This is a genomic window from Mesobacillus sp. ABV4_180 (assembly GCF_056158485.1).
This window is the reverse complement of the sequence record NZ_JBSWTJ010000001.1, coordinates 3,921,395-3,936,829: the sequence shown is the minus strand read 5'-3', so window position 1 is coordinate 3,936,829 and position 15,435 is coordinate 3,921,395. Positions and strand designations below refer to the sequence as shown.

The following is a 15,435-nucleotide window of genomic DNA, read 5'->3' as shown; positions in this document are numbered from 1 at the left end:
ATCAATTAATATTTATAATAACTTGAAAGGTTGGAAATAGAATGACAATATTTTGGTTCGCCATCGGAACTGTATTTACTTTTTCCCTCCTATCAAGATATTTCGCACTACCAGATATATCTAATTCCAACTTAATTAAGCCAAATAGGATATTGGTTCTTTTGAGTATTATTAGCTTAATTTTAGTGGCTGGTTTACGAAAAAACATAGGAGATACTTTTTTCTATATGTTTGCCTATTCTCAGAACAATATTGACTGGGAATATGTCCGGTCACAAAAAGATATTGGTTTTGGTCTTTTTCAAATGTTTCTTCAAAAAATATCCCATGATCCACAGATACTAATATTCACTACAGCCTTAATTACAAACTTATTAATTGTAACAGTATTATATAAATATTCCAGATTGTTGGATTTAAGTTTATTTGTATATATTACCTCTGGTATGTTTTTAACCTCTATGAATGGAATCCGTCAATACATGGCTGCAGCAATAATTTTTGCAGCATCAAAATATTTATTCGAAGGTAAGTTCCTTAAATATTTATTAATTATATTATTAGTTTCTACTATACACTTAAGTGCTCTTATCATGATCCCCATTTATTTTTTTGCCCGAAGTGAAGCTTGGACAAAAATAACATTTCTATATATTGGTCTTTCTGTAATCGTGGTTATCAGTTTTAATGAGTTTAGTAATTTGCTATTTACAGCAATCGAAGATTCTCAATATGGGGACTATAAAAATTTTAATGAGGGAGGTGCAAATGTTATTAGAGTCGCAATTAGTGCGGCACCATTAATATTAGCTTACATGGGCAGAGAAAAACTAAGAGAATTAAACTCTGCCAGTGACTTCATTGTTAATATGGCGCTAATTGGAAGTATCTTCATGTTAATATCAACTCAAAACTGGATTTTCGCACGGTTTTCAATTTACTTTGGACTTTATAGTCTAATATTAATTTCATGGATAGTTAAAGTGTTCAATCAAAAAAGTCAAAAATTTATTTATTTTTCGATAATAATTTTATATTTCTCTTTCTTTTATTATGAAAATATAATTATTCTTGGAACAGAATATAAAAGCGATTACTTCGAATTTTTTAGTAATCAGGGACTGTTAGGTGGAATAAATGAATAAAACTTATACAAAACGCGTTTTACAAGTAGTCAGTGCTACGAAGCGTGGTGGAGCCGAGACATTGGTTATGGACATATACAGGAAAATTAATAGAGAAAAAGTCCAGTTTGATTTTGTCACACATAGTAATGAAATTGGAGATTTTGATAAAGAGATCGAACAGCTCGGAGGAAATGTTTACAGAATTAAAAGTATTGGGCAAGTTGGGGTAAAAAGATATTTAAATCAACTAATTAAAATTATGTATAGACAACCTTACACTGCTGTCCATTCACACACAGACTATCAAGGTGGGTTTGTCACATTAGCTGCCAAAATGGCAGGAATTAAAAATAGAATTATTCACTCGCATAGTACTGACTGGGACTATAAAAAATCTATTCGCTATACCTTTACACTCTATATACTAAAAAAACTAATGAAATATACTGCAACAAATTATTGTGCTTGTAGCAATGAGGCTGCAAGCTTTTTGTTTGATAAAAATATGTTGAAGAAGACCGTTATATTAAAAAATGGAATAGAGGTAAACAAATTTATAGATTTTTCAACAGAAAATAAAGTGGAGATTCTACGCAACCTTGATATTCCCTCTTCAGCAAAAGTAATAGGTCATGTTGGTCGTTTTTCTGAATCAAAAAATCATATATTTTTATTAGAGATTTTAAAAGATTTAATTACCCAAGATAGGCACTATTACGGAATATTTGTTGGTGATGGTCATTTGAAAAATAAAATTGAACATATTGCTAAAAAAATGGGGATTTTGCAAAACTTAAGGTTTACAGGTATTAGGGCAGACATTCCACTTTTAATGAACGCCTTTGATGTGTTCGTGTTTCCCTCAATTTATGAAGGTTTTGGTATTGTAACATTGGAAGCCCAATGCAGCGGTATACCATGTGTTTTATCAGACACTATTCCTATTACAACAGACATGAAACTGGGTCTGGTTACTTATGTAAGCCTAAACAAAACTAGTTCAGATTGGGCAAATGAGATAAAACATGCATTGAAGATACCAAAGCCAGATAAAGAAGAAAGAGTAAAATATATTACGGACTCTGGATACAACATAATTACTAGCATCTCTAAATGGGAAGACTTATATTAAATATCTATCTGGTTATAACTTATTAAAAAGAGATAGAGGTAAAGGCATGAAAAAGAAAATTTTGATAACTTCTTTTGACCTGGAAGTAGGAGGGGTCGAAAGAAGTCTTATTGGGTTACTTGAGAATATAGATTATAGTAAGTATGATGTGGATCTGATGCTATACAGACATCAAGGTGGGTTTTTGCCCTTGTTACCGAAAGGACCTAGCTTATTGCGAGAAGTACCTGAGTATTCTACTTTTAGAAAATCAATAAACCAAATCCTACAGGAGAGAAATTACCCTATTACCATGACAAGGATTACTGCGAAATATATTGGTAATGCTCATGGGAAAATAATTAATAGTAAAGAGACTGACTATTTGAAAATCCAATATGGTTGGATTTTATCACTACCTTATCTTCCAAAAATAGAAAAAAAATATGATGTGGCTATAAGTTTTCTATGGCCACATTATTTTATTTGCGAAAAGGTTAACGCGGCAAAGAAGATTGGGTGGATACACACAGATTATACAAATATCGCAATTAATAAATTTTTTGAAAAGAAAATGTGGTCAAAAATCGATAGAATTGTAACAGTGTCTGATGGCTGCAAAGAATCTTTTATTAGGGATTTTCCTGACTTAAATAATAAGGTTAGTGTCATTGAAAATTTAATTTCTCCAGAATTTATAATTAATCAGGCAAAAGAAGACATATCAAATGAAATTACCAAAATTGCCGGAAGAACCACACTTGTCACAGTGGGTAGACTCTCATACGCAAAGGGCATAGATATAGCAGTTCATGCTTGCAAGCTCTTAACGGATAAAGGTTTTGATATCGAATGGTATGTAGTTGGGTATGGACCTCAAGAGGAAGAAATTAAAAAGTTAATCTCAAAATTACGAATGCAGGATCGATTTAAGCTCCTTGGAATGAAAACAAATCCCTATCCTTATATAAAAGCAGGTGATATATATGTTCAGCCATCTAGGTACGAAGGAAAAGCAGTAACAGTGCGGGAAGCTCAGATTCTTGAAAAACCAGTATTGATAACCAATTTTCCAACTGCTAAAAGTCAGGTCGATGATGGTATAGATGGACATATAACAGAACAAGGAATAGATGGAGTTGTCAAGGGTGTCATCGATTTAATAACGAATAAAAAATTTAGAGATGAATTAATCAAAAATACAAAACATAAAAATTATGGAAATCAAAATGAGATGAATAAGTTATATAAATTAATTTAGTGAAAATAAAAGAGGTTTTTATGAAAAACATTTCTAAGGAGCTTACTCTTCAACAATTTAGAGAGATAGTTATTAACACTTTTGTACTTGGACACCAGAACGAAGATATTAATACCAATAATCTAATAGAGCAAATTAAAAAACAAATAATTAACGCAATGGAGTCTAATAGTCGTTAATTTCAACAAAAAGAGTGGTGGAAAGGATAGGTTAAATGTTAACAAAAAATAAAGAGCAAATTTTTCTATCTGCGCCGCATATGAGTGGCAAAGAAATGTTATATATTCAAAATGCATTCGAAACAAACTGGATAGCACCTTTAGGTCCGAATGTTGATGCCTTTGAGGAAGAAATAGCAAAATTTATAGGAGTCAATGAAGCTGTTGCAGTTAGTTCAGGTACTGCAGCAATTCATTTGGCTCTTTCTTTATTAGAAGTACAAAAAGGTGACAGAGTATTTTGTTCAAGTCTTACTTTTGTAGCAAGTGCAAATCCTATTCTTTATCTGGGAGCAGAACCTGTTTTTATTGATTCAGAACCTGAAACATGGAATATGTCTCCTAAAGCCCTGGAAGTTGCTTTGAAAAATGCCGCTACTAAAGGGAAATTACCCAAAGCGGTGATAGTAGTTAATTTATATGGTCAAATTGCAAAAATGAATGAAATAATTGCCCTTTGCAACCTTTATAATGTTCCGATAATTGAGGATGCTGCTGAATCTCTGGGATCCACCTACCATAATAAAGCTAGTGGCACCTTTGGTAAGTTTGGAATCTTCTCATTTAATGGAAACAAGATTATTACAACCTCAGGAGGAGGAATGCTTGTATCAAATGATAGAGAAGCTTTAAAAAAGGCTCGATTCTTAGCGACTCAAGCAAGGGACAGTGCGCCTCATTATCAGCACAGTAAATTAGGGTTTAATTATCGAATGAGCAATATATTGGCTGGAGTGGGAAGAGCCCAATTAGAGGTTTTGCAAGATAGAGTAATAGCCAGACGTTTAATTTTTGATAGATATTATCAGGAATTAGCAAACATACCATATTTTGAGTTTATGCCTGAATTAGAAAATACCTGTTCAAACCGTTGGCTAACCGCTATTAAACTAGTTAATAACTCCAATGGTATCTCTGTAGATTCCATATTAAGAAAAATGGCTGAAGATAATATTGAAACTCGTCCTGTATGGAAGCCGCTTCATATGCAACCCCTATTTAAAGGTTGTGAGTACTATTCTCATAACGATAATGAAAATGTGTCAGAGCAATTGTTCAAATCAGGAGTTTGTTTACCCTCGGGTTCTAACTTAACAGAAGATGACCAATCAAGAGTAATTAAATGTCTTAAAAATTTGCTAATAGAGTAACATTCTCAAAAAAATATTTATCAAATGAATTAAAGAATAGGAATTGTGAGGTATATATTATGGAAAATGTACTATTGCTGGATACTTCTGTAGGATCTTTAAACAAAGGGGACGACATCATAATGAAATGCATACGATACCAATTATCTGAAATAACAAGAGACAGATTTACTTTAACCCTTCCTACTCATGTTTCCCCTTTTCATTGGTACCAGGTTGTTCGTGGCTCTAACAGAGTAAGGATCTATAGTGATGCTAAGTATAAATTTGTAGGGGGATCAAATTTACTTACTATGGATATGCTAACACACTTTCCACAGTGGAATATTAATATTTTTAACTATGCTCCACTAAAAGGAAGTATCCTTGTGGGGGTTGGGGCAGGTAAAGGCAACAAGATAACGGCCTATACAAGAATGTTATATAAAAAAGTTTTATCACACGAATTCATTCATAGTGTTAGAGATGAAAGGACTAAAAAATTGCTACAGGAGATGGGCTTTAAAGCACTGAATACAGGCTGTCCAACATTATGGACACTAACATCAGATTTTTGCAAAATGATTCCTGAGCAAAAGTCGGAATCGGTTATTTTTACATTAACCCATCACGATAGGGATTATAAAAATGACCAATTTCTAATAGATATATTATGCCGGAATTACAAGAAAGTCTACTTTTGGGTTCAAGATGCAGAGGATTTAAATTATTTAAGAGAATTAAAGAATACAGAGAAAATTAACATCGTTCCACCTTATGTAGAGGAATATGAAAAGGTCTTAATGACTGATGTAGACTATATAGGTACGAGGCTACATGGTGGTATTTATGCCATGCGCCACAAAAAGCGCTCTATTATTGTATCAATAGATGAAAGAGCACAGGGAATGAGTGAGACATATAATCTCAATACCATTCATAGAAAAAACTTTAATAAACTTGAAGCAATGATTAATTCCAACATTAAGACAGAAGTTAATGTGAATTTTAAGATGGTGAATGAATGGCTAAATCAGTTTAAATAAAAAATTGATAAGTGAGGAAAAAAATGAACCATATATCTTTGGAGAGAATCATTGTTAATAAAAATAAAGTCGATTTTTATTTTACAAGCAAAGGAAATGTACAAAAATATTTTAAAAGTACAAATCATTTATTCTACGAATATAATTATGATTTATCAGAGATTCCTAAAAGTATGTTAGTAATTCCTTTTTTAGCTAATATTGCACCTCTCATTTGGATCAGTGATTCAACTATTAAATTACAAGAGCTTGATAAATCGTTCTACGAGTGTCTGGATAAAATTAAAGCTGCTTATCAGAAAATGTATCCTCGAGTAAGCTTTGGAGGAAATATAGAAGTTGAGCAAATTATTGAGAATTATTTTGAACCAGAACACGAGGCGGCTCAGTTATTTAGCGGAGGTCTGGATGCCCTTGCTACTTTTATAAGGATTAAAAGTAGACAGCCCATTTTAATTACAGAGTATGGGTGGCATGAGAATGATATAAAAATGAGTGATGTTTGGGAGGCCGATAAGAATAATGCAATTAAATTTTCAATGTCTAATGGTTTGGAAAACATTCTTATCCAATCTAACTATGGAACCTTTATTAAGGCGGAAATGATTGATAAATATTATAAAAAAAAACTTGGAGACAATTGGTGGCACGGTCTTCATCATAGTTTAGCAATTATATCTGCTGCAATTCCATTGGCCTATAAGCTAAAGGTTAAAACTATTTATATTGCAAGTTCTTTTTATCAAGGTTATCAAGCAACTTGTGCATCAGATCCAACTGTTGATAATGAAATCAAATTTGCTGCCGGCTCAGTATTTCATGATGCATACGAGTTGACAAGGCAAGAGAAGGTGAAAATTGTTACTGAATATTACGCCTCTAATAAAGAACCAGTTACCATACGGGTTTGTTTTAAAAATAACGAAAACTGTTGTAATTGTGAAAAATGCCTTAGAACCATTTTAGGTATCGTTGCGGAAGGTGCAAATCCACGTGATTTCGGTTTCAACATCCCAAATGATCTTTCATTGCACGTAAGGGAATTTCTTTTTGAAAATGTGAAGTATTTTACTCCTTCAAAAATAGATGCATGGGATTTGATTAAGAAGAGGATGAGGAATAACTCAGGAAAATTGATTGAAAAAGAACTACTTGAATGGTTTACAGAATATGATTTTGCATTAGAACAGAAAAAATCATTATTTAAATATAGGGCCACAAAATTCATACCAATAATAAAAAGGAGAATAACTATTAAACTTAATAACTTTTCTCAAAAAAATAATTAGAAGGATTTACCATATGAGAATACAAAACTCAATAAAAAACATGGTCTTTGGGATAGCAGGGCAAGTAATAAGTGCTTTAATGGGTTTTATTGTAAGGACTGTTTTTGTTTATACGCTTGGAGTTGAATATCTGGGTGTAAACGGGCTTTTCACAAGCATTCTTATCATGCTGTCTCTAGCAAACCTGGGGTTCGATACAGCTATAATTTATAGCTTGTATAAACCATTAGCTGAAAATGATATCAAAAAAATTAAAGCGTTACTAAATCTATATCAAAAGGCTTATAAAATAATTGGTGTTATAGTTTTGGTTATTGGTTTAACTTTATTACCATTTCTTCCTTTTATTATGAATGGAGAAACTAGTGTAAATCATTTTAATATAATTTATTTACTTTTCTTATCCAATTCCGTGATCTCATATTATTTTGTGTATAAGCAATCAATTATTATTGCAGATCAACGCCAACATATAATATCAAAAATTCACAGTATTTTTATTGTGTGCTCTAACATAATACAGATATTTATTCTTTTTTTTACGGGAAACTATATAGGTATGCTTTCTGTCCAAATAGCATTCAGAATTTTTGAAAATATTTACATTTCCCGAAAAGCAAACGAGTTATATCCCTTTTTAAAAGTGAAAAATAATGCGAAACTATCTGCTATTGAAAGGAAAGAATTCTTTGAGAATCTTTATTCCCAAATGTTATATAAAATCAGTGGCGTTGTAATAAATGGGACTGATAGTATCGTAATTTCTTTATTTATAGGTGTAGCAAGCGTAGGGATTTACTCTAATTATGTTTTAATTATAACTACATTGACTGCTTTTCTAAGTTATATTTTTTACTCTATAACAGCAAGTGTAGGAAACTTAGTTGTGAAAGAAACTAAAGAAAAGATGTTTTTGATTTTTCGTGTTCAAAGTTTAGCCAACTTTTGGATATACGGGATTTGTGCTATAGGTCTTTGGAATACTGTAAATCCTTTTATTACTTTGTGGCTAGGAGAAGAATATATTTTCGATAAGTTTATTGTATTCGCAATAATATTTAATTTCTTTACTGCCGGTATGCAGAACGCTTCCACAACCTTTAGGGAAACAACTGGCCTTTTTAAAAAAGGAAAATATCGACCGGTGATAGCAGCACTAATAAACATTATAGTTTCCGTTGTTCTTGCAAAAACGATAGGAATTGCAGGCGTTTTTTGGGGAACTATTATCAGCAGAATTTGCACCTATTTTTGGTATGATCCATATGTGATATTTAAATATATCTTCAAAAGATCTGTAAAGTTCTACTTTATAAGATATTTAGGTTTTTTAGCCTTAGTTACCGCTTGTGCAAGCATAATTCATTATATTGGGACCATCTTTAATAGTGGAACAGTGATGACATTAATATTAATGGGAGGCTTGTCCATAATTATTCCAAACACTATTTTCTGGTTATTTGTTAGAAAAACAGATGAATTTCAATATTTGTCGAGGGTAATGAGAACAGTCTTTAATAAAACACATTCAAAACAATATACAAATAGAGCATTTAATAGTTAGAAAGCTTTAATAAACAGGAGGTAACCATGGAACTTTCCAGAAGTGATACTAAGAATATTAAAGGAATTGCTATATTGATGATGGTAATGCTTCATCTCTTTTGTAGGAAAGATGTTAATGGTCTTTATGAGACATATCTGACAGTAGGAAGTGTTCCTCTTGTTTATTATATATCCCTATTCGGCGATGCTTGCAGACCGATTTATTTATTTGTAAGTGGATATGCGTTCTTTATTATGATAACCAAGGAACCGGTATTGAGTAAGAGTAAAAACCTAAAACGACTAATTAAATTAATGGTTAACTTTTGGATTGTTTTATTAATCTTTATTCCTATAGGGTACCTAAGTGGGAAAAGTGATTTATACCCTGGTAGTATTAACGAGTTCCTGCTTAATTTTTTTGCTTTATCAAATTCTTATAATGGTGCTTGGTGGTTCCTTCAGATATATATTATCTTTGTTTTATTAGCACCTATAATTGTAAAAATAACCCGAAAAAATAGTTCGTTAATATTATTATCTATCTCGATTCTCATATATTTATTGAGTTACATACAACGTTTTAAGCATATTTTAGATTTTGGAGACAATTCAATTATATTAATGTTTATAAAGGTAATTGTTCTATTAGGTACATCTCAACTTTCGTTTATTGTTGGTGCAATTTTTGCAAAGGAAAAAATTATCTCAAAACTCCATAATAAAATTCATAATAAAAGAATAAAAAATTTGTTATGTATTACTGGGATTTCTATATTAATTTTAATTCATGCTCTATATGAATCAGCCATCATTGCACCATTTAATGCAATTTCTTTTATTTGCTTTTTTGTACTTATGGACAAAAGTCATATTATAAAAAACACACTAAGTTTTTTTGCTAATCACTCAACTAATATATGGTTAACACATATGTTCTTTTACATGACCATTTTTCCTGAATTTACATTTTCACCCAGATTCCCACTCTTAATCTTTGTATGGTTAATAACACTTTGTATAGTTTCGTCATATATAATTAATTTGATTTATAATCCAATTGTTAGAAGAATTGACTCTAAGGAATTCATTTTTTTTAAGGTTAATCGAAAAAACGAAGAAAAAGCTAGTTTGATTTAAAGATAGGAAAAATAACACTAAGTTGCACTTGAAGAAAGCACTTTTAAAGAGTGTTTTTTTTATTTGCAAATACATTAGTATACTTTATTTTTTTCATTTAGAGGTTTTAGATTTTAGGTTGTCCTTCACATTAAATACATAGAAAAAAAACTTAGTAAAAAAATAGAGATATCATGGGCAAGAAAAGGAGGTGGTAAGAAATGAAACGAAAATTTGGAATATTTATTATGTTAATTATATTACTAAGTGTAATTGCAGTGTATCTAGGAGGCCTAAATAATGGGTCAGTAAGTATTAACAAAAAAGGCGATATGAAAAAAGTTACAAAAGTCAGTAGCGAACCTAATTCTTATGAGTTGGATATTGATCGTTGGAATATTTATAACGATGGGTCACATCCACAGGAAACAACTAAAGGTTTTAACGATGCACTACAGTGGGCTAACAAAAATAAAATCAAAATATTTAAAGTTCCTCCTGGGTCCTATCTTATTAAAAAAGGTGATCCCTACGATCCTTCTTCACGAATCAATATGGTTAGTAATATTACATTTTTGTTAGAAAAAGGAGCGGTTATTCAAAAAGAAACTAATGGAAAAGAAAGATACGAGTTACTTTACGTTGGTCCAGGGATAAACAATGTAACAATAAAAGGTGGGACATATAGAGGGGATCTTGATACACACGACTATACAGGAAAAGATGCATCTTATAGCGGCGGGACTCATGAATTTGGCTATGGAATTTATGCTCAATCAGCCAAGAATTTAATAATAGATAATGTGAAAGTTGAAAAGTTCACAGGTGATGGAATTTTCATTGGGGGGAAATCTCAACAAATTAAGATACTCTCAGAAGAAGATTTTGAACCAGGGGCAATTGATAACAAAGGAAAACTCATTGATGATCCTTCAAAAATACGAACAAAAAATATAGAAAAAACAAATTTTAATCACTTTATTTTTAATAAAATTAGGACAATACAGTTCTCCCGTCCAGTAAACATGTCAAAGAAAATTCGCTTTGACATTTACTTTTATGGACCTGATGGTGTATTTATTTCTGGATTGAAAGATCAAGAAATTGATTGGAGCTTAGTAGAGGTTCCTCAAAATGCGAATTACTTTCATGTAGTATTTGATACTCCCACGTACTCAGGGGTAAAACTTGAGTATTGGAATAAGGGAATTTCTGAGGGAATAAAAATTAAGAACTCTGAGTCTTCTTTTAATCGCCGACAAGGAATCACAGTTGCTGGTGTGAAAAATATGCAAATTATTAATAATATCATTCATGATATAAAAGGTACCGCCCCTCAATCGGGCATCGATATAGAAGCAGGATTCTTTCCAAATAGTGATATTGTTATTAAAAAAAATAAAATCTTTAATAATGCCTCTTATAATGTGATTTTATATGACGGTCAAAATGTTGTTGTCCAAGAAAACTATTTAGGCCCAAATGAAAATAGATCATCTATAGGACTTGCAGTTTCCAAACCATTTCGCTCAGGGGCAGTAATAATAAACAACAAATTTGATGGATCAAAAATCGCCGTTGCAGATCACGTTGTATTTGAAGGCAATCACATGAAGGATTCTGTTGCCAGTATTGGTGGGCCGAATGTTTCCATTAATGGAACAGAATTTGTTGATTCACAATTAAGAATAGGCAGCCAAGAACCTTTTGGAATAGAAATATCAAATATAACTATGAAAAATAACAAAAAAAGTACATCCGGACTAGTTATTAATAAACAACCAGTGAATATGTCCAATATTACAATAATGGGAGAGTCAACATTGCGTAATATCACAGGAGATGTAGCAGATGGTAGTATCATTGACAATTTAAAAGTAACTGAGTATAACTCCGAGTATGGGATAGACTTACCCCCTGGGAACTACAAAAATTGTGTTTTTGAAGCGGCAAGTGGTGGGAGTGGAGTTATTGTTTTAAATAATCCTGGAAAGTACACCTTTAAGAATTGTTCATTTAAGACTAATGAAAAAGGATTAATTGTTGATGGAAAAAAGATAGATTTTACTTTTGAAAATTCAACTTTAGACCTAAGGGGTGGTGGAGAAGGTATAGTTGTCAAGGCAGCAGCTAGTATTAATATTAAAAATAATATAATAAGGTCAAAAAATGCTTCTATTGGAATTTCCACTGTTGATTTAGGAACGGCAGCCAACATACAGGACAACATTTTAATAAATGCGAAGCTCAATTTGAAAGTTGGTGATATTAATAAAAACAATCATGAGAGTTCAAAATGAGTATTAATAAAAAAGAACGGGGGGGAGGGTATTATTCATGAATATACATCAAAATAAAAGGCTTTCGTTAGTACATTCCTGCAGAACAATTGGAGTAGTTATGATTTTGATTGGTCATGCAAATAAAGTATTCAACATTTATTTTGATTATGACTGGTTCAATACAGGTGACTGGACCAGAACTGGTGGGCTGGATTTCTTTTTTATAGTAACGGGGTTCATGATATACTATCTTTATTATAAGAATGTAGGTGTTAATGGAAAGGCGAAAGAGTTTTTTCTTAAACGTATCATAAAAATATATCCAGTTTACTGGTTATTTACATTAGCGACATTAGTTTTAATATTTATTAATCCACAATTTGGTGATGGGCATGAGAAGGAACTTGAAGTAATAATAAAGAATATTTTGCTTTTTCCAACCATCCAAATATTAGATACAACATGGTCACTTACACATGTTGTATTTTTTTATTTGCTGTTTGGTTTGCTAATTTATAAACCTAAGATATTAAAGGTTATTCTTTTAAGTTGGATAACCACCTCAATTCTTGTAGAATTTGGGGTCGTTCCCAATTTGATTCCTTTTGTATTTAGCTTCAGTAATCTTGAAATTGTATTCGGATCTGTTATAGCTCATTTGGTAATGAATTATAAGATTATTTACGATAAAGCTTTCATAATTTTAGGGGTTATGGGCTACTTGTTTGTATGGATTAATAATGTCTATGGATTTATTAATATAAATGAGATATATTTTTATTTTATTTCTGCTTCCTTGATCATGCTTGGTGTATCACTAGTAGACATGAAGAAAGAAACAAAGCTCAATAAAAGTATGCGCTATCTTGGTGATGCATCTTACTCCATATTTGTGTCACAATTACCGGTCATCCATTTTTATGTTTTGGTGCTTAGAAAGTTTAACTTAGTAAATATATTTGGATATTTCAACTCAATGATATTAGTTATTGTATTTACGATTCTTACAGGTTGTGTGGTTTATTCATTTATAGAAAAACCTGTTTCTAACTTTTTAAAAAGTAAGGTACTTTCAACTACAAAAATAGCAAAAATAAAAATATTTAAAAACAACCCGGGAGATAAAATAAACAATTATAACTAATATTGGTAATTTACAGTTTGTTATAGTAAAGATGCACTGACAAATTATAAATTTAATATTATAAAATTTCGAATGTTAAGGTTAACAGTTAGTTGAGTGTTCTTAATAAAGAATTTTTTTCTGGATAATAACATTTGAACAGGTTTGCAGTTACAAAATAAAAATGAAGAGGTGCTTTTAAAATGATAAAAAAGATGATTTTATTTGTGACAATAATCCTTGCATTGCCGTTGTCTTCAGCTAATGCTGGAATAGGAGAAGTTTGCCAGTGTTCAAGTGTTGTTGGTGATGATGATAATTTAGGTAGAGTTTGTTGTTATGATATTGTCCATGAACCGGAAGATGGGATTTTCGATATATGGGATACTAGAGATAAATCATGGACACATACTTTTTCCCCTGTCGAAAGTGATGCTATATTAAATGCAAAGTTGTCAATTAACACGTATAACATAAATGATGGTTTTGATGATTCAATAGACTTGAAATTATATGTTGATGGACGTGAAGTCCCTAATGCATTTGATGATGCACCATCAACTCTCGTAATTATGGCAGAATTTATTTTAGATTCTTCTTTCTATGATTTGCTGGAAGATGGTACTGCTGTTATCGAAATACGGAACGAGGGATATCGTTTTGACAAGTTTGCTATCGATTATGCCCAGTTAGATATCGAATACAACTGCACAACAATTGTACCCATCGATATTAAACCTGGCAGTGACCCAAGCAGTTTTGGTGCGATTTCTAAAGGGAAAATACCGGTAGCTATATTTGGATCGGAAAATTTTGATGTCACAAAAATAGTTGATAGCACTGTTCGTTTTGGCGATAGAGAAAATAGTGGTGCAATTGCATCTCATTGGAGTCTGGAAGATAAAAATAGTGACGGGTTCATAGATAAAGTTTATCACTTCTCCTTCCAAGAAACAGGATTAGATACTGCAGATACCATTGGCTACCTAAGTGGAGAGACAAATGAGGGTTCCACCTTTGTGGGCTCTAGTGACATTAATATTGTAGGTATCAGGAAAACAGCTCCAAAAGGAAATTAAAGTTTTCGAGATAGATAAGGGTAAAAAAGTATGATTAAGAGTGAAAAGTAGAATGAATTTGCAGAAAAGGGGCGGATTGCCCCTTTTCTGTTTCTATAAAATGTTTTTCTTTTGCTTAGTGTCAATCCGCTTGAAGAGGTCGAAAATAGATAGCAAGAAGGAGGAAAGGAATGAAAGTTCACATAATTCGGTTGTTCATTTGGACTTTACCAGTCCTTTATATGATCTTGATTTGGCTTCAATCAAGCTATTTTAATCCTGAACATGCAATGTACCATCTTTCTCCTAAATTCAGCATGTCTTTAATATTTGCATTTGGTGCAACTCTTGAACTAGCACATTTAATTGAATTTGGGATATTATATTTTTTACTTCTATTAGCATTAGCAACCTTTGGTCCGATTAATAACAGCAAAGAATTATTTTGTCTCGTGATTGCTTTCCTGTATGGAATAATTGATGAAATCCATCAGCATTTTGTACCACATCGATCAATGTCTATTGCAGACTTGATAAAAGATACAATAGGCATTCTGATTATTTGGTTTATGATTCACAAAGGTCTTTTTCGAAATGTTATTAGAAAAGTTACCAACCATCTGGCTGAAAGAAAAACAAAAATAACAACTAGACTCTAATGATCGTGAAATTTACATTTTTTCAACTTTTTTACGATGAAAGCAAATTAACTTTATTGTTTTCTATTTTACTACAAAGGAGAATAATACCTTCATGATTAGGGTCGAATATTATCGAATTGTTTGTCGATAGAATGTTCTTTTTAAAGAACGACTTGTGATTTATACTAATGAACAGTAACTAAATGTTGTTTGGTGTGCTTGAAATTTAAACATTAAACATTCTTAGGAGGTTATTACATGAATAAAGACCAAGAAGGAAAAGATTATTTTCTGCCCAAAGTATTAAGCCATCAACCTATTAAATTTGAAACTGCGCAGAGCTGGAATAAAGGGAAGGGCAATTTAGATCACCCTGGGACAGGTAACGATGGCATTCACTATCCAAACGACCCTTATACCGGACCACGACATGATAATGGTGGTGGAAAAGGAAAGGGGAACGGGAAAGGTAAGGGGAAATAAGA

General features: G+C 31.7%; 14 protein-coding genes. All 14 read left to right on the top strand.

Features of this window, described 5'->3' with window-relative positions:
• Positions 1–41 precede the first annotated feature (41 nt).
• A complete protein-coding gene (locus tag ACXAEA_RS20075; RefSeq protein WP_475097611.1) occupies positions 42–1,145 on the top strand; it encodes an EpsG family protein in 1,104 nt (367 codons plus the stop codon).
• Positions 1,138–2,259 carry a glycosyltransferase family 1 protein gene (locus ACXAEA_RS20070; RefSeq protein WP_475097610.1) on the top strand — a complete coding sequence of 374 codons (1,122 nt, stop codon included), beginning with the start codon at positions 1,138–1,140 and terminating at the stop codon, positions 2,257–2,259. Before ACXAEA_RS20075 ends, ACXAEA_RS20070 begins: the two co-directional genes overlap by 8 nt.
• A gap of 46 nt (positions 2,260–2,305) precedes the next feature.
• A complete protein-coding gene (locus ACXAEA_RS20065; RefSeq protein WP_475097609.1) occupies positions 2,306–3,499 on the top strand; it encodes a glycosyltransferase in 1,194 nt (397 codons plus the stop codon).
• 20 nt (positions 3,500–3,519) lie between these two features.
• The gene (locus tag ACXAEA_RS20060; protein WP_475097608.1) at positions 3,520–3,678 is read left to right on the top strand and encodes a YwzD family small protein; all 159 of its coding nucleotides are present in this window, start codon (positions 3,520–3,522) and stop codon (positions 3,676–3,678) included.
• A 35-nt stretch (positions 3,679–3,713) separates the two neighbouring features.
• Positions 3,714–4,868: a DegT/DnrJ/EryC1/StrS family aminotransferase gene (locus tag ACXAEA_RS20055; protein WP_475097607.1), complete on the top strand. Its 1,155-nt coding sequence runs from the start codon at positions 3,714–3,716 to the stop codon at positions 4,866–4,868.
• Between the two features lie 59 nt (positions 4,869–4,927).
• A complete protein-coding gene (locus ACXAEA_RS20050; RefSeq protein ID WP_475097606.1) occupies positions 4,928–5,893 on the top strand; it encodes a polysaccharide pyruvyl transferase family protein in 966 nt (321 codons plus the stop codon).
• 23 nt (positions 5,894–5,916) lie between these two features.
• Entirely contained in the window at positions 5,917–7,182 is a 1,266-nt protein-coding gene (locus ACXAEA_RS20045; RefSeq protein WP_475097605.1) for a peptidase, read from the top strand.
• A gap of 13 nt (positions 7,183–7,195) precedes the next feature.
• Positions 7,196–8,746 (top strand): lipopolysaccharide biosynthesis protein, encoded by a 1,551-nt coding sequence (locus ACXAEA_RS20040; RefSeq protein ID WP_475097604.1) that lies wholly within the window; start codon positions 7,196–7,198, stop codon positions 8,744–8,746.
• Between the two features lie 26 nt (positions 8,747–8,772).
• Entirely contained in the window at positions 8,773–9,867 is a 1,095-nt protein-coding gene (locus tag ACXAEA_RS20035; RefSeq protein WP_475097603.1) for an acyltransferase family protein, read from the top strand.
• A gap of 200 nt (positions 9,868–10,067) precedes the next feature.
• Positions 10,068–12,146 (top strand): right-handed parallel beta-helix repeat-containing protein, encoded by a 2,079-nt coding sequence (locus ACXAEA_RS20030; RefSeq protein ID WP_475097602.1) that lies wholly within the window; start codon positions 10,068–10,070, stop codon positions 12,144–12,146.
• 37 nt (positions 12,147–12,183) lie between these two features.
• Positions 12,184–13,272 carry an acyltransferase family protein gene (locus tag ACXAEA_RS20025; RefSeq protein ID WP_475097601.1) on the top strand — a complete coding sequence of 363 codons (1,089 nt, stop codon included), beginning with the start codon at positions 12,184–12,186 and terminating at the stop codon, positions 13,270–13,272.
• Positions 13,273–13,454: 182 nt separating this feature from the next.
• Positions 13,455–14,330: a hypothetical protein gene (locus ACXAEA_RS20020; protein WP_475097600.1), complete on the top strand. Its 876-nt coding sequence runs from the start codon at positions 13,455–13,457 to the stop codon at positions 14,328–14,330.
• Positions 14,331–14,500: 170 nt separating this feature from the next.
• Positions 14,501–14,968, top strand: a complete 468-nt coding sequence (locus tag ACXAEA_RS20015) for a VanZ family protein (protein WP_475097599.1) — start codon at positions 14,501–14,503, stop codon at positions 14,966–14,968.
• Positions 14,969–15,208: 240 nt separating this feature from the next.
• Positions 15,209–15,433 carry a hypothetical protein gene (locus ACXAEA_RS20010; protein ID WP_475097598.1) on the top strand — a complete coding sequence of 75 codons (225 nt, stop codon included), beginning with the start codon at positions 15,209–15,211 and terminating at the stop codon, positions 15,431–15,433.
• Positions 15,434–15,435: the final 2 nt, after the last annotated feature.